The sequence below is a fragment of the Geminocystis sp. NIES-3709 genome, assembly GCF_001548115.1.
Taxonomy (GTDB): domain Bacteria; phylum Cyanobacteriota; class Cyanobacteriia; order Cyanobacteriales; family Cyanobacteriaceae; genus Geminocystis.
The window spans coordinates 1,429,408-1,445,437 of the sequence record NZ_AP014821.1; the positions used below are offsets into that span (position 1 = coordinate 1,429,408).

Sequence of the window (16,030 nt, forward strand, 5' to 3'; positions counted from 1 at the left end):
ATCTGAATAAAATATTCGATAAACACGATCGAATAAAGATGAATTATCTCTTGTTAGTATATAATTTGCTTACGATTATCTTGATCCCACCCGTTAAATAAAATACCCCTTAAGATACTAAATTTTTAAATATGTACTTAAACAACCCCAAAAACAATATAGATAGCATATCACCTCAAACTCAAGAACTTGGTAAGTTGATTAATCTAAATTCCGGTATGAGTGAGGACACAGAAGAATTTAATCTTCGTGAATTACTTAATATTTTCAGAAGAAGGGGCTTAATAATATTTGGTACCGCCATAACACTAGGAACAATTTTATCAACATGGATTTTACTGAAACCACCCATATATCAAGGAACATTTAAACTCTTAGTCGAACCTTTAAGCAGCGACGGAAATAAATTAGATCTATTAAATGATCTTTCTCAACAAAAGTGGAATACGGGCGAATTAGATTATGATAGCCAAATTGATGTATTGAAAAGTCCTTCCGTAATGGATCCTATTTTTCAAGATATTAAATCTCGCTATCCAGATCTAACAAAAGGGGATTTAATACAAAACCTAACTCTTCAAAGAGCTGTTAAAACTAAAATTCTTCAAGTAGGTTATAAAGACGAATCCGAAGAAAAAATATTATTTATTTTAAATAATCTTATGACGGGTTACTTAGATTATCAAGCAAAAGAATATATAAGTAATCTTAGTCAGGCACAAGAATTTACTGAAGAACAAATTAATCGAGTTATTCAAGAAGTTGCACTTTTAGAATCACAATTAGAGAGTTTTCAAAAAGAAAAGAACTTAATCGATCCAGCAACTCAAAATAATGTCTTAGCACAACAGAGTGAATTTCTGAATAAAGAAATAGAAGACACGGAAATTCAACTTGATGGAATGACTCAACTCGCAAAGAATCTCCAAAGTCAATTAGATTTGACTCCCGAAGAAGGGGTAATTGTAACTCGTTTAAATCAGGAACAAAATTACTCTAAACTCATTTCCCAAATTAAAGATATTGAAAGTCAAATAGCATTAGAAAGCATCCGACTAGGGGAACAGCATCCTACACTAAGATCACTAAATGCAAAAAAACAAGAATTAGTGTCTTTACTCTATAACGAAACTCGTAAGATTCTCGGTCCAAAAGCAGAAAATTTGTCCTTAGATTTTTTGACTTCTATTTCTAATAATCTAGCAATCACTCAGAAATTTTTTGATACAAATAGTGAAATTGCCGTACTAAAAGCTAAACGAGATAGTCTTAATGACGCAAACCAAAAATTTAATAAAGAGATCAATGTTTTATCGACGACAAATAAAGAATATTATCAAATTCAACGAGAATTAAAAACAGCTAATGACAGTTTAAATCGTCTTTTAGCACTTAACGAAAATTTACAAATAGAAGTGGCAAAACAGGCGTCTCCATGGAAATTACTTACTCCTATTAATGATAGTCTTATTAAAGATATATCTGGTACTGCAAGAAAAATAGGCTTGATCGCTTTTGGAAGTTTATGTGTAGGTGGACTAATTGGTCTATTAGTTGATAAATTAGACTCAGCATTTCATTCTGTTGAAGAATTACAAAATACTCTTGATTTACCATGTCTAGGAATTATTCCTTACAATAGCAAGTTGGAATTAATGAGTAAAAGACAAACAGGAAAATTAAAGAAAGGTACTTTTAAATTTGCACAAAAATCTTCAGAAGAAAAAAATGACCAGGATGAGATTATTAATCTTGATTCTTATATTTCCCTTTATACAAATATTAATCTTTTAAGTTCGGATACCTCCATTCGTTCTATTGTTATTGGTGCCGCAGAAGCTAGTGAAGGAAAATCAACCACGAGTATTTATTTAGCAAGAGCAGCCGCAATGCTAGGCAAAAGAGTTTTGGTTGTGGATGTAGATATGCGTAAGCCAAAGGTACACCAATACTTAGGGCTTAAAAACACAACAGGACTTAGTAATTTAATTGCAGATGATGTTCCAATCAATGACGCAATTCAAGAGTCGAAGATCGAAAATTTATCTATTATTAGTGCTGGTTCTAAACCACCTAATCCCACAAGAATTATCTCTTCTCAAAAAATGCAAACTTTGATGAAAACATTAAGACAAAACTTTGATTTTGTTATCTACGATACTCCTCCTTTAATGGGTTTTTCTGATGCTAAGATTCTTATTCCCTTTACAGAAGGCCTTGTTTTTATCGTCGGTTTAGGTAAAACCCATCGACCTAATGTTAAAAGAGTAATTAATGATCTACAAATGTCGAAAATGTCCGTTTTAGGAATGGTAGCTAATGGAGTTAAAAATTATATGGGTGGTTACTATGGATATGGTTACTACGACTATAACCAATATTATAAAGAATAACTTTTCTTGATACTTATCACCCGATCTTTACCTGAGTGAACTATAAGAATAGGTGTTGACTGACTCTTGCTGACAGGCAGAGGCGGAAAAATTTATTATTTGTGAAAAAAAACAAAGTCGTATTAAAAGTGTACAAATATTCGCAATTTTTCCACCTGTCTAATTATCCAGTTGTCTTGTGTTCATCAGCTTAGTGAAAGAATTTTCTTATTTCATATAATTCAAAATTTGTGCAAAAAAATAAGAGCAGAATTTTTAATTCTCACCCTCATTTTTAGAATATTATCTTAGCGTAATATTTACTTATAATAAACCAGCATTAGTACCGGGACGACCAGTCACCAATTTAACTTTTACAATAGAGCCACCCATTTTTTGGATTCTTTGTTGTTCTTTAAACCAGTTATCATAAGGAACTAATTTCGTAAAGTAGGTATTTTGTAACTCTCTCTGAGTTCTAATTCTGGTCTGACTAGGCACACAAGCGGTGACTTGAAACATTCTCATGGGGATTTATCTCCTTGATGATTAAATCTCGTTTTAAACTTTTTTGTAAAAATTAGTTTTTATCGATCGAGCAACAATATTTCAAGATCGAAACTATTAATTTCTGTTGTAATCTAATTACTTAGAATGTAAATAAATGGGAAAGTTTATGTTAAAAAAATTTTTATAACAACGGTTAGGAGTCGAGAGTCAATACTAAATCAATTAATCTACTTATAGTCTAATTAAACTAGCACTTACTCCGGACTTTCCTAACCTATAGTTAAGTTTTAAGCGTTAATTACTCAATTAAAGTAACAAATTAGCTTAAACCAGAGCAGATGTAATCTAAGTAAACACCCATTTCTTTACCAGCATCAGCACCTACTAAACTAGCGGTAACTTCTTTCATCGCTTGGATTGCTTGAATGGTGGAACTTACGGGTACACCTAAAGAATTGTAGGTTTCTTTTAAACCGTTGAGTACACGCTCATCGAGAATAGAAGCATCACCGGCTAACATAGCATAGGTAGCATAACGGAGATAGTAGTCTAAGTCACGAATACAAGCGGCATAACGACGAGTGGTGTACATATTACCACCGGGACGAGTTACGTCGGAATATAATAAGGATTTAGCTACAGCTTCTTTAACGATAGTAGCAGCGTTAGCGCTAATTACACTGGCGGCACGAACACGAAGAGCTCCAGTTTGGAAGTAGCCTTTTAATTTACCTAAAGCATTAGCATCAAGGTATTTACCTTGTACATCGGAGGAGTTGATTACAGCAGTAATTGCGTCTTGCATTGTTGTTTTCCTTTCTACTTAATAAAGTTTTGCTTATTTTTTTTGCAGGACTAAAATTATTTAGCACCAAATAGGGTTTAGGGATTTTTGCTAAAACCTATTGCATAGCTCCGATAACATAATCGAAGTAAGAAGCGGCTTCACCAGCGTCATCAGAAGACATCATGCCAGTTGCAACTTCTTTCATTTCCCGTACACTTTGAGAAACTGCACCTACGTCAGTACCTAAAGATTTGTACATTTCTTTTACGCCTACTAAACCGATTTCCTCGATGGGAGTAACGTCACCAGCTACTACTCCATAAGTGATGAGACGTAGATAGTAGTCCATGTCACGTAAACAGGTAGCGGTCATTTCTTCACCATAAGCATTTCCACCAGGGGAAACAACATCAGGGCGTTTTTGGAACAAACGATCGCCTGCTTCTTTAACAATACGTTCACGAGCGCCAGTTAAAGTTTCAGCAATGCGTAAACGAGCTTCACCGGAAGTAACGAATGCTTTGATTCTGTCTAACTCACCGGGGCTTAAATAACGTGCTTCTGCGTCAGCATTCACGATAGATTTCGTGACGATACTCATTGATGGATTCCTCCAAACAAAATATTAAATAGTATTTATTAATTAAACCAGAATATTAATTAAACTGGCATTGAAATTTTGAAATCCCTATCGTACTGATAGTTTTTTCTTTAGTAAGTATAACCGAAAAAGGTAATATTTACTTATTTTTGGAAGATGTTTAATTTGTCTTCGTGGATCATTGTGCAGTATTAAGTCCACTTTTGCTTAATTTTCTTAACACTTTTTAACAATTAACTTGTAAGGCTCATAGATTAAGGAAATTAACAATCTCGATCGATATAAAAATATTTAACTTTACAAATCAAGTTAAGCAATCGAGACAAAAGTTATAATTTAGAGTGTTAATTTTTGTTTATAATTCATACTGTTTTTAAGTGAATAAAGTAGATTATTTGCGTATTAGTTTGATAGATAAATGTAATTTTCGGTGTCAGTACTGTATGCCAAATGATTCGGAATTAGATTATATTTTATCTGAAGAATTATTAACAAAATCAGAGTTATTAATTTTATTGCAAGAAGTTTTTATTCCTCTAGGTTTTACTAAATTTCGATTAACGGGAGGTGAACCTTTATTAAGAGCAGATTTAATAGAAATAGTTCATGAAATAAGTAATTTATCAGAAACAAAAGATTTATCTCTCACAACCAATGGTTATTTATTAGAGGAAAAAGCAGAGGGATTATTTTTAGCTGGTTTAAAACGTATTAATATTAGTTTAGATTCTCTTAATTCTGACACTTTTGATCGAATTATTGGCAATAATAGTAAGAGTCGTTGGCAAAAAACTTGGTCTGGAATTTTAAAGGCTTATGAAGTAGGATTTAATCCATTAAAGCTCAATGTAGTAATTATTCCGAATGTTAATGATCATGAGATTTTAGATTTAGCGGCATTAACAATTGATAAGAATTGGCACGTTAGATTTATCGAATTTATGCCGATCGGAAATAGTAAATTATTTGCGGAAAAAGCATGGATTCCTTCTGTTGATATTAGAGAAAAAATAAAAAATAAATGGGGTTTACAAGAAAGTTTTATTAGTGGAAATGGCCCTGCTGATGTGTTTAAAATTCCTCATGGCAAAGGTACTTTAGGATTTATTTCTCAGATGTCAGAATGTTTTTGCGATCGATGTAATAGAATTCGTTTATCGGCGGATGGCTGGTTAAGACCTTGTTTATTGAATGAAACAGGACAAATTGATCTAAAAAAAGCATTAAGAGAAGGTATTAAAACTGAAAAAATCAGAGAAAAAGTTGCCCAATTATTGCTAATTAAACCTGATATTAATTTTAAAGAAAGAGAATCTGGTACTAATATTTATCAACGTACCATGTCTCAAATCGGTGGATAATTTCACTTAAACCTTAGTTATTAAGATTAAGAACTTGATTGGCAAGAAACTGCTGATTTGCTTGTCTTATTTTTGCTCCTACTTCATCATATAAAAATGGTAAAGTAGCATAACGAATTCCTTTCGTAACGGGAGTAGCTTCATGAAGTAAAGAACAGGAAAAAACCACTGCCCCACCAGTAGGCGCTCGATAAGTTTTATTACCAAATTCAGGAAAACGTAAATTTCCTCCTTCGTATTCTTCTGCGTTTAAATTGATAGTTACGGCAAAACGACGATGAGCTGTTGCTTTTGTTGTATTATCTCGGTGAGGACGAAAAAAACCTCCAGAGTTACTGTCATAACAAGCTACTATATATCTTTCTATGCGAGTGACGGGAAACTGAAAGGCTTTACTAATTTGTGGGAGTAATCTTCTGCTTAAACGTTCTCGTATTTCACTTTTAATTTCTTCTGATTCAATAGTATAATCTTTTCGTTTTTTAAATGTATTATCCTGAACCCCGATCGTTTTACCATCTTTCTCTCGCATAAATCCTGATTCATTTCCCCCATATTGATTATATAAGTTGATTAATTGCCGACAAAACGCTCTTTCAAAAACACGAGGTACAATTAAAATGGGAGCAGATAAAGGTACTTCTGCATAATCATCAACAGAAGGTAATTCGTTTAAAATATTTTCGATCGTGCGATTATGAATATCACCATCAATAAAAGGGATATTAGCAATTACCCGTAATGAAGGATCAAGTATAAGAGTAAAGGGAGAATAGATAATGATATTATTTTCGTCGCTTTGTAATGCACCATATAACTTGCTAACCTGAAAATCAAAGTCCCAAAAAAAACGGATACCCGGAATAATGTCTTGAATACGATTTAATTCCAAATCTTGAGGTTCAACGCTAACACCAAAAAAACACACATCAGAATCATTAAATTTATCTCGAATTTCTTGACAAAAAAAAGATAAAACCTTTAAGATACTTTCGTTTTGTGCAGATCCAAAAAAAAACAACACGACATAACGACCTGCTACAGTATTAAAATTAAATACGGGATTACTACTACTTTTACACTCAAACCAAGGTACTGCGTCACCAAATAAAAACTTATTCATAATATTTTTGAACACTATACAACAAAATACTAACCTTCAAATTTTCACTTTTTTTAGGAAAAGTCTTTTTTCTTTGCACTTTTATTCTTATTTTTAATATTACTATTTGAAGTTAAGATTATCGGGAATTGTACCGCAATTATTCTCATGAATGACGAAAAAATTAGCGACGAGATTCAAACCAAGATGTTAATAAACTTCTACAGGCAGTTTCTTTGATACCCCCAAAAACTTGTAAATGATGGTTAGAAGCATCACTATCAGGAATATTTAATACCGTGCGAATAGCTCCAGTTTTAAAGTCATCAACTCCATAAATTAAAGTTTTAAGACGAGCTTGAATAATTGCTCCGGCACACATGGGACAAGGTTCAAGAGTTACATATAGGGTACATTCATGTAACCGCCACGTACTTAGTTTTTTACAAGCATCACGAATGGCTAATATTTCGGCATGAGCAGTACAATCCTGATATTTTTCTTTCTGATTATAGCTAGAGGATATTAATTTGTTTTGTCGATCGATAATTACTGCGCCAACGGGTATTTCTCCTTCTTCTCCAGCTTTTATGGCTAAAGTTAAGGCTTCCTTCATCCAATACTGATGATTGTGCAAATCTGACATTTTTTTTGATAATCTCAAACTATAAAATCCATTCAGAAGTTCGATCCCCTAAATCAAGAGAGATACTAACGGCTTTACCTAAACGGGGACGACTTTTTGCTTCCAAAATACCATTTTCCACTTGATTGATGACTCCCCAACTGGTGATATAGTTAGCAACTTGTTCTAAATGTTGAGCATACTCAGATTCAGTCCAATGAAAAGAGGCTTGTTCTAAATATTTCCACATCACCTGAAAATAAATTTTATCTTTAATTTTGATAAGTTGTACATCATAACAATATCCCCACTTATTAAAAATTAGTTCTCTTAAGTCTTTTCCTGTCATAGTGATTTTTTTATGTTCAGATAAATATATCGTTATGTTAACGATCGATTTTAGGAAAGATAGTTGAATGATTCTGCAAAAGGTTCATTTTTTGTAATAATTAGATAATGACTTTAATTAACCTTATTTAACATAAAGGTTCTTGAGTTGATTGTAAAACGATAACCAAAGTAATCAATTACATAATCTAGTTTAGTTATGACTCAAATTACAGGAAATGCTGATGTACCCGATATGGGCCGTCGTCAGTTTATGAATTTACTGACTTTTGGTACTATTACCGGAGTAGCCGCTGGGGCTTTATATCCCGTGGTTAGCTATTTTATCCCTAAATCTAGTGGTGGTACTGGTGGTGGTATTACCGCTAAAGATAAACTCGGTAATGATATTATCGCTAGTGCCTTCTTAGCTAATCATCAAGCTGGCGATCGAACTTTAGCCCAAGGCTTAAAAGGTGATCCTACTTATATCGTTGTTACAAAAGACAAAGCGATCGAATCCTATGGCATCAATGCTGTATGTACTCACTTAGGTTGTGTTGTACCTTGGAATGCGTCAGAAGATAAATTTATGTGTCCTTGTCACGGTTCTCAATATAATAACGAAGGTAAAGTAGTTCGTGGCCCCGCACCTCTTTCTTTAGCTTTAGTTCATGCCAATGTCACCGATGATAAAGTCGTTTTGACTAACTGGGAAGAAACCGACTTCCGTGACGGCTCAAATCCTTGGTGGGCTTAAACTACCAACAATAAACAATTAACAACATATCAGTTTTAAATGATTTAGATAAAATTCAATAACTGTAAAAAATATCAATGAGAGATCATTCTTTTTTAGCTAATATGGCAAAAAAAATAAACAAAATTATCCTTGTGTCTATTGCGAGTGTTTGTTTATTCCTTGCCAGTGACTTATTATTACCCCAAAGTGCTAATGCCTATCCTTTCTGGGCGCAAGAAACTGCTCCAATGACTCCCAGAGAAGCAACTGGTCGTATAGTTTGTGCTAACTGTCACCTTGCCTCTAAACCTGCGGAAGTGGAAATTCCAGCAGCAGTATTACCTGACACCGTTTTTGAAGCAGTGGTAAAAATTCCTTACGATCATTCTCAACAACAAGTATTAGGGGATGGAAGCAAAGGCGGTTTAAATGTCGGTGCAGTATTAATGTTACCCGATGGTTTTAAAATTGCTCCCGACGATCGTATTCCTGAAGAAATGAAAGAAAAAGTCAATGGTGCTTATTTCCAATCCTATCGTGAAGGTAAAGACAACTGGGTGATTGTTGGCCCTCTCCCCGGTGACAATTATGAAGAAATCGTCTTTCCTGTATTATCTCCAGATCCGGCGACTAATCCTAACATTCACTTTGGTAAATATTCCGTTCACTTAGGTGCAAACAGAGGTAGAGGACAAGTTTACCCCACTGGACAATTAAGTAACAATAACGTGTTCAAAGCTCCTGTAACTGGTGCTGTTACCGCTATTGATGAAGTTGAAGGAGGTAGTTATACCGTTACTATCACTAGCGAAGATGGCAACACTGCTACTGTGGATATTCCTGCTGGCCCTCAATTAATTGTTGCCGAAGGTCAAGAAGTTACTACTGGTGAAGCATTAACAAATAATCCTAACGTGGGTGGTTTCGGACAAAAAGACACAGAAGTTGTATTACAAAGTCCTGCTCGTATTCTCTGGTTATTAGTGTTTATCGCTGGTATCATGTTATCTCAAATTTTCTTAGTTCTGAAGAAAAAACAAATCGAGAAAGTACAAGAAGCTGGTATGTATTTCTAATTTTTACAAATCAGTTATTTATATATGGGAGGTTATTGTACCTCCTTTTTTTATAGTTTTTATAGAACCCATGTCTGTTATCTCTCCTAATATTGCTTGATTTATTAAATTCAACCCTTCCTCAAGACTGTTAATTTGAGAACATCGATCGCGTAACTCTGCGGCACCACTAAAACCCTTACAATACCATGACAGATGTTTTCTGGCTTGAAAAATTCCTCTTTGTCCTTTATATTCCCATAATCCTATTAAATGGTCTTTAGCACAATCTAAACGTTCTTTTAAAGTAGGTAAAATAATATTTTTGCCATTTTTGAGGTAATAGTCAATTTGTCCCACTAAAAAAGGATAACCTAAAGTGCCACGAGAACACATCACCCCATCTGCTTTCGTGATCTCAAGACAACGAATAGCATCATCCACCGAAAAAATATCCCCATTGGCAATAACAGGAATCGTCAATACTTCCTTAACTTTTGCAATTAAATCCCATCGGGCAGTACCAGTATAACCTTGTTCACGGGTACGTCCATGTACAGTTATCATACTTGCTCCAGCTTCTTCCATTCTTTGGGCAAAATCCAAGATATTGATTTCTTCATCATTCCAACCTAAACGAGTTTTCACCGTAACAGGCACATCAACGGCTTTTTTGACCTCTTTTACGATCGCCATGGCAACATCTGGTTGACGCAATAGACGAGAGCCACCACCTTTTTTGGTAATTTTGTTAACAGGACATCCCATATTAATATCGATCGTTTTTGCCCCCTCTTGAACAGCTTTTTGGGCTGCTTCTGCCATAAAATCAGGACGACAGTCAAATAACTGAATACTAATAGGTTGTTCATGGGGATCGATTTCCATTAGTTTTGGTAACTGTTGAAGATGGTGAATTTCTGTGGCACTTACCATTTCCGTGTAAATCATTGATTCAGGTGCATATTTTCTTACGAGGCGACGAAAAACTAAATCTGTTACCCCAGAAAGAGGAGACTGTAAAACTCGACTGTTAATTGTAACATTCCCAATTTTTAAGGGATTTGATAGTTTGTGTTTTAACTCATTTGATATACAAGACATTTTTTTGAATTTTGTTTTAAATTATTACTGAAAATTAGCTAATTTTTTAACACTTATTTACAGTGAGTTTTTGTTGTTTGATAGGATAATTACCAATTTTCCCTAATATTTTTTAATGATTTTTGTAGTTTTTGTCTTGTAATAATTTTGGCATAGCATAATTTAAACAAGCACTATTCAAAAATATCCTCAACTCTAGTAAGACTTTATTCCTTTTGCATTTCTTGAAGAATAATAACAAAATCATCAATACTCGTAAACTTACCATAAACAGAAGCAAAACGGACATAAGCGACTTCAGAAAGTTTACTTAAATAACTTAATACTAATTCACCGATATATTGAGTTGTTATTTCCCTCATGGAATTTTCTTCTATCTGCGACTCAATATTTTCGACTAATGTTTCCAATCTATCCCCTTCAATACCTGTTTTTTCGCAGGCTCTTACTATTCCTCTTAATATTTTAGATCGATCGAAAGATTCTGTACTACCATCCTTTTTTATTACTGTAATCGGTACAAACTCTATTCTTTCATAAGTGGTAAAACGATGCCCACAATCTAAACACTCCCTCCTGCGTCTGATACTCTGTCCTTTTTCCGTAGTGCGAGATTCTAACACCTTACTATTATCAGAATTACAAGAAGGACATAACATATTTTTAAAATTAATTTAATCGCTAATAAGTATAATTAGGATGGGCATTACCCACAAAACCTGATTTAAGAGTTGTAGAAACGTTTTACGCAACATTTGCTTTAGAGATATAGTACTACGGATTTAGGTTAGGACTATTAATTTTTATACATAATCAAGACTATGATTTAGTTTACTGATTGAAAGTGTACTAATGTCATTGAGTAAGACTATAATTTGCGATAATTCCACGAAAAAAAGCCTCTTTCTTTAATATCTTAACTAAATCAGAGACTCAATGAAGATATATATGAAAAAGACTTTTTAATTAGATAGTAACTAAGGAGGAAATAATTAAGAATTTCCTTAGTCATCGATGAATTTACTTGTTGATTTTAGGAGGCTCACGGAATGCTACAGCAAAGAATAATACTGAGATCATCATAGCCAACACGAGAATATAAGCAACACTTTCCATTTTATTTTCTCTATATTGTAATTTTTATTTTAAAGAGAAATAGAAAGAAAACGAAATCCTCTCTATTTCCCATAAATAAGTTATGCAAAAATTATGCAGATTCTGGACGACGAGTAGATTTATCACCCACTTTCTGGAATAATCCCCATTCTACTTGGTCTGGATCTAAATCGGGGTCGATACCTGCAAATACATCACGGAATAATGTACGAGCACCATGCCAAATATGACCGAAAAAGAACAGTAAAGCAAAACAAGCATGACCAAAGGTAAACCAACCACGAGTACTGGTACGGAATACACCATCAGAGTTAAGAGTTTCAGTATCAAATTCAAATGGTTCGCCCAATTGTGCTTTACGCGCGTAGCGTTTAACATCAAGGGGATCACTAAAGGTTTTACCATCTAAGTCTCCACCTAAGAAACTAACGGTAACGCCAGTTTGTTCAATACTCAAAGCTGATTCAGCACGACGGAAAGGAATATCTGCACGGACAACTCCATCTGCATCAGTTAAAACTACAGGGAAGGTTTCAAAGAAGTTAGGAAGACGACGTAAAAATAATTCGTTACCATCTTTATCTTTGAACACAGGATGACCTAGCCAACCTTGAGCAATACCGTCTCCTTTATCCATCGCACCAGTACGGAACAAACCACCTTTAGCAGGACTATTCCCAACATAGTCATAGAATGCTAGTTTTTCAGGAATTGCCGCCCATGCTTCCTCCGCAGTAGCACCGCTAGCAATACTTGTTTCTACTCGGCGCTGAATTTCTTGTTGATAGTAACCTTGATCCCATTGATAACGGGTAGGTCCGAATAATTCTACTGGGGTGGTAGCATTTCCATACCACATAGTTCCAGCGACGACGAAAGCAGCAAAAAACACGGCGGCGATACTGCTAGATAGTACGGTTTCAATGTTACCCATACGAAGGGCTTTATAAAGTCTTTCTGGAGGACGAACACTGAGATGGAATAAACCAGCGATAATACCAACGATCCCCGCCGCAATATGGTGAGCAACAACTCCACCGGGGTTAAAGGGGTTAAAACCGGCAGGTCCCCATTCAGGCGCTACGGCTTGAACGTGTCCAGTTAAAGCGTAAGGATCAGATACCCACATTCCAGGTCCCCATAATCCAGTTAGGTGGAATGCACCAAAACCGAAACATAGTAATCCAGATAAGAATAAGTGAATGCCGAACATTTTAGGTAGATCGAGGGCTGGTTCACCAGTACGGGAGTCAGTGAACAATTCTAAATCCCAGAATACCCAGTGCCATACAGCCGCTAAAAAAAGTAATCCAGATAAGATGATATGAGCGATCGCCACACCTTCAAAAGACCAAAATCCAGGATCAATGCCAGTTTCTCCGGTGATACTCCAACCACCCCAAGATCCTGTTACCCCTAAACGTGCCATAAAGGGTAATACGAACATTCCTTGTCTCCACATGGGATTTAACACAGCGTCACTGGGATCAAATATGGCTAATTCATATAAAGCCATAGATCCTGCCCAACCTGCTACCAATGCGGTGTGCATTAAATGCACTGCAATTAAACGACCCGGATCGTTAATTACAACTGTGTGTACTCTATACCAAGGTAGTCCCATCGACTACGCTCCTCCTATTAATGTGATTTTTACTAAATTGGGGATAGATCCAGTTTACTATAACCGTTGAGGGTTTTCTGTCTCAAAATTAATTTTGAATAGAATTACCCTATGATCTTAATTTTATGTTAAAAATTCTATCTTTTATTAGAACTTATGGCAAGATGTTTTTTAATAGACAATAAGACAAAACGGGAAAAATCCATTTTAGGAATTTTAAAACCAATTCTCGTCACTTTTTCCTATTCCCTTTTCCTTTTTGTCTGTCGTCACCGAGAATTTATGATAGAGGAGCAAGATCTAAATTTAATGGAGAGATTTAATTAGGGTGCACTGAAAAAGTCTTTTGACGAGGGTAGGAGTTAGGAGATAGGAGACAGAAGATAGAAGAAATATCAAAAAATCAAGGTTTTGATGTTGTTAATCTACCTAATAAGTATCTCAGTTTAATACAAAATGTATGAGTAATAGCAGGGTATTAGTTGTTAGGTATTAGGTAAAGAATTGAGGAAAAACTGTTAACAATTGATTTTAGTTAGATTAATTTAATTAAATAATTCAATCAGATTTGGTATTTTTAGAACCTAAAACCTAAAACCTAGCTACATCAAGGATTTTTTCTCGAGTTCAGATAATAAGTATATTTGTAACTAATAAAAATAAAGTCAAAAGTGTTAAGTTTTTGAGTAAAAATCCCTAAAACCGTGCACTTTTTTGTTAATGTAGTATGTAGGAACCTTTGATTTTAATACCTTTATAATTTATTCAGCAGACCCTAATTAAAATGTTACTCAAAGATAATCAGGAACTACAATTAATAAAAAATTCAATAATTGAAGGAATGTTGGACTATATAGTAAATGATGATAATCCAGCTTATACGAAAGCTGATGTGGAAGAATTTGACCGTATTTTAGAAGAACATCTTTTGGCTCTTTCTAAAACAGAGAATAAAAATTCTGCGATGAAATGTGTAAAGATGACCGTTATAAAACTAAATCAATTAAATCAAAAAGCTGGAGAAGAACTAATTGAAACAGATCAAAGAGAAGGAATTTGTGAGTATATAATTAAGGCTGGTGTCTTACTTGGTTTTAATAATGAAAATGAAGACATCACGGAGGAGTGGCGAGAATGGTAGAGTTTTCTTCGATCGATGTAAAAAATTTACCGGGTATAAGCCCTATAGATGTGAAAAATCTTAAATCTCTTGGTATCAATACTAATTTCGCCTTACTTCAATGCACAATTGATCGTCAAAAACAAGAAGAATTAGCCTTAAAAATGGGAGTAAATGTTAAAAATATTTTAAAATGGACTGCTTTAGCTGACCTATCCCGTCTTGAAAGTGTAGGGAGTAAATATTGCGGTTTGATTTTACATTCGGGAATTTTGTCTTGCAGTGAATTGAGTCAAGCATCGACATTCAAGTTACACAGGCAAATTGTCCGATTACAAGTAGGTACCTTGAGAAACAAAGATTTGTGTCCGCCTCTTTCCCTAGTACACACTTGGATAAAAGAGGCGAAAACATTAGGAATTAGGAATTAGGAATTCTTAAATTCTACTATACTGCTCATAGGTCTTTTTGTCAACCTATCTTATGCTAAAACAGGAACGGGTGTCTCCCAACGATCGACTGCTTTACCAATTATGGATAATTCTTGAACTAATCGATCGAAAGCATCAGGAGTCAAAGATTGAGGGCCGTCAGATAGGGCTTTAGCTGGATTGGGATGTACCTCAATCATTAAAGAGTCTGTACCACCAGCGATAGCGGCCATAGCCATACTAGGCACATATTCTGCTTTACCAGTACCGTGACTAGGATCAATCATAATTGGTAAATGAGTCAAAGATCGTAATACTGGAATTACAGATAAATCTAAAACATTACGGGCAAATTCTCGATCGAACGTGCGAATACCTCTTTCACATAAGATGACATTAGGATTCCCGGCGGCAAGGATATATTCAGCGGCCATCAACCATTCGGAAATAGTGGCAGACATTCCTCTTTTTAAGAGAACAGGTTTAGGTTGAGCCCCTACTTTTTTTAATAAGGAAAAGTTTTGCATATTTCTTGCACCAACTTGGATAACATCAGCAAATTCGACAATAATATCCAAGTCTGCGGTATCCATTACTTCCGTAATAATACCTAATCCAGAAGCATCTCTAGCAGCCGCTAACAATTCTAAAGCACTTTCTCCATGGCCCTGGAAATCATAAGGAGAGGTACGAGGTTTATAAGCACCTCCTCTTAAAAATTTTGCCCCTGCCGCTTTTACTCTTTTGGCAGTTTCTACGATCATTTCTTCGTTTTCTACTGAACAAGGACCAGCTACAATAACTACAGGATGATTTAATCCAAAAGTAACATTACCGTTAGGAGTAGGGACAACAACTTCACTAGGTTGTCCATGACGATAATCTAAACTAGCACGTTTGAAAGGTTTTTCTACTCGTAAAACTGTCTCAATCCAAGGACTAACTTCTTGAATTTGCTCAGGGTTGAGGGAAGCGGTTTCTCCCACTAAACCAATAACTACTTTATGTTGCCCAACAATTTTTTCTGGGCTTAATCCCCATGTGGTTAATTCCTCTCCAACACGATTAACTTCGGCTTCGGGAGTACCCACTTTCATTACAACGATCATAATTAATTTACCTTGACTAATAAATGTGCTAAGGCTGATATTTG

Annotated in this window: 17 protein-coding genes; 6 read left to right on the forward strand and 11 right to left on the reverse strand. The window is 34.9% G+C overall.

The annotated features are described in order from the left end of the window. Positions 1 to 131 precede the first annotated feature (131 nt). Positions 132 to 2,393 (forward strand): tyrosine-protein kinase domain-containing protein, encoded by a 2,262-nt coding sequence (locus GM3709_RS06030; RefSeq protein ID WP_066117259.1) that lies wholly within the window; start codon positions 132 to 134, stop codon positions 2,391 to 2,393. A gap of 303 nt (positions 2,394 to 2,696) precedes the next feature. Here GM3709_RS06030 and GM3709_RS06035 read toward each other — a convergent pair whose 3' ends face one another. The 3 genes from GM3709_RS06035 to GM3709_RS06045 all read right to left on the reverse strand — a co-directional run bounded on the left by GM3709_RS06035 (position 2,697) and on the right by GM3709_RS06045 (position 4,270). Next, the gene (locus GM3709_RS06035) at positions 2,697 to 2,900 is read right to left on the reverse strand and encodes a phycobilisome linker polypeptide (RefSeq protein WP_071828020.1); all 204 of its coding nucleotides are present in this window, start codon (positions 2,898 to 2,900) and stop codon (positions 2,697 to 2,699) included. A 301-nt stretch (positions 2,901 to 3,201) separates the two neighbouring features. Then, entirely contained in the window at positions 3,202 to 3,687 is a 486-nt protein-coding gene (gene apcB, locus GM3709_RS06040; protein WP_066117264.1) for an allophycocyanin subunit beta, read from the reverse strand. Positions 3,688 to 3,784: 97 nt separating this feature from the next. After that, on the reverse strand, positions 3,785 to 4,270 hold the full coding sequence (locus GM3709_RS06045) for an allophycocyanin (protein WP_066117267.1): 486 nt from the start codon (positions 4,268 to 4,270) through the stop codon (positions 3,785 to 3,787). Between the two features lie 377 nt (positions 4,271 to 4,647). Between GM3709_RS06045 and moaA the strand changes: the two genes are divergently transcribed. Continuing rightward, positions 4,648 to 5,631, forward strand: a complete 984-nt coding sequence (gene moaA / locus GM3709_RS06050) for a GTP 3',8-cyclase MoaA (RefSeq protein ID WP_071828021.1) — start codon at positions 4,648 to 4,650, stop codon at positions 5,629 to 5,631. 13 nt (positions 5,632 to 5,644) lie between these two features. Here moaA and GM3709_RS06055 read toward each other — a convergent pair whose 3' ends face one another. The 3 genes from GM3709_RS06055 to GM3709_RS06065 all read right to left on the reverse strand — a co-directional run bounded on the left by GM3709_RS06055 (position 5,645) and on the right by GM3709_RS06065 (position 7,707). Further along, positions 5,645 to 6,754 (reverse strand): 2OG-Fe(II) oxygenase, encoded by a 1,110-nt coding sequence (locus tag GM3709_RS06055; protein WP_066117272.1) that lies wholly within the window; start codon positions 6,752 to 6,754, stop codon positions 5,645 to 5,647. Between the two features lie 163 nt (positions 6,755 to 6,917). Further along, positions 6,918 to 7,379, reverse strand: coding sequence for a tRNA adenosine(34) deaminase TadA (gene tadA / locus GM3709_RS06060; protein WP_197671869.1), 462 nt, complete (start codon positions 7,377 to 7,379; stop codon positions 6,918 to 6,920). Between the two features lie 19 nt (positions 7,380 to 7,398). Next, complete coding sequence (locus GM3709_RS06065; protein ID WP_066117277.1) at positions 7,399 to 7,707, reverse strand: DUF3067 family protein; 309 nt, start codon at positions 7,705 to 7,707, stop codon at positions 7,399 to 7,401. Positions 7,708 to 7,905: 198 nt separating this feature from the next. On the opposite strand from GM3709_RS06065, the gene petC reads away from it, so the two are divergent. Beyond that, complete coding sequence (gene petC, locus GM3709_RS06070) at positions 7,906 to 8,445, forward strand: cytochrome b6-f complex iron-sulfur subunit (protein ID WP_066117280.1); 540 nt, start codon at positions 7,906 to 7,908, stop codon at positions 8,443 to 8,445. Positions 8,446 to 8,522: 77 nt separating this feature from the next. Beyond that, positions 8,523 to 9,503, forward strand: a complete 981-nt coding sequence (gene petA, locus GM3709_RS06075) for a cytochrome f (RefSeq protein WP_066117283.1) — start codon at positions 8,523 to 8,525, stop codon at positions 9,501 to 9,503. An 18-nt stretch (positions 9,504 to 9,521) separates the two neighbouring features. Here petA and dusB read toward each other — a convergent pair whose 3' ends face one another. From dusB to psbB, 4 genes are all read right to left on the reverse strand, one after another. Beyond that, complete coding sequence (gene dusB, locus GM3709_RS06080; protein WP_082712950.1) at positions 9,522 to 10,586, reverse strand: tRNA dihydrouridine synthase DusB; 1,065 nt, start codon at positions 10,584 to 10,586, stop codon at positions 9,522 to 9,524. A 206-nt stretch (positions 10,587 to 10,792) separates the two neighbouring features. Then, positions 10,793 to 11,245: a transcriptional regulator NrdR gene (gene nrdR / locus GM3709_RS06085; RefSeq protein ID WP_066117286.1), complete on the reverse strand. Its 453-nt coding sequence runs from the start codon at positions 11,243 to 11,245 to the stop codon at positions 10,793 to 10,795. A gap of 361 nt (positions 11,246 to 11,606) precedes the next feature. Then, the gene (locus GM3709_RS18980) at positions 11,607 to 11,702 is read right to left on the reverse strand and encodes a photosystem II reaction center protein T (RefSeq protein WP_071590987.1); all 96 of its coding nucleotides are present in this window, start codon (positions 11,700 to 11,702) and stop codon (positions 11,607 to 11,609) included. A gap of 91 nt (positions 11,703 to 11,793) precedes the next feature. After that, entirely contained in the window at positions 11,794 to 13,326 is a 1,533-nt protein-coding gene (psbB, locus tag GM3709_RS06090; RefSeq protein ID WP_066117288.1) for a photosystem II chlorophyll-binding protein CP47, read from the reverse strand. A gap of 784 nt (positions 13,327 to 14,110) precedes the next feature. On the opposite strand from psbB, the gene GM3709_RS06095 reads away from it, so the two are divergent. Then, on the forward strand, positions 14,111 to 14,467 hold the full coding sequence (locus tag GM3709_RS06095; protein WP_066117291.1) for a hypothetical protein: 357 nt from the start codon (positions 14,111 to 14,113) through the stop codon (positions 14,465 to 14,467). Further along, complete coding sequence (locus GM3709_RS06100) at positions 14,461 to 14,877, forward strand: DUF4332 domain-containing protein (RefSeq protein ID WP_066117294.1); 417 nt, start codon at positions 14,461 to 14,463, stop codon at positions 14,875 to 14,877. The genes GM3709_RS06095 and GM3709_RS06100 overlap by 7 nt, the downstream gene beginning before the upstream one ends. Positions 14,878 to 14,927: 50 nt before the next feature. On the opposite strand, the gene aroF is transcribed toward GM3709_RS06100, so the two are convergent. Continuing rightward, the gene (aroF, locus tag GM3709_RS06105; protein WP_066117296.1) at positions 14,928 to 15,986 is read right to left on the reverse strand and encodes a 3-deoxy-7-phosphoheptulonate synthase; all 1,059 of its coding nucleotides are present in this window, start codon (positions 15,984 to 15,986) and stop codon (positions 14,928 to 14,930) included. Positions 15,987 to 16,030 lie beyond the last annotated feature (44 nt).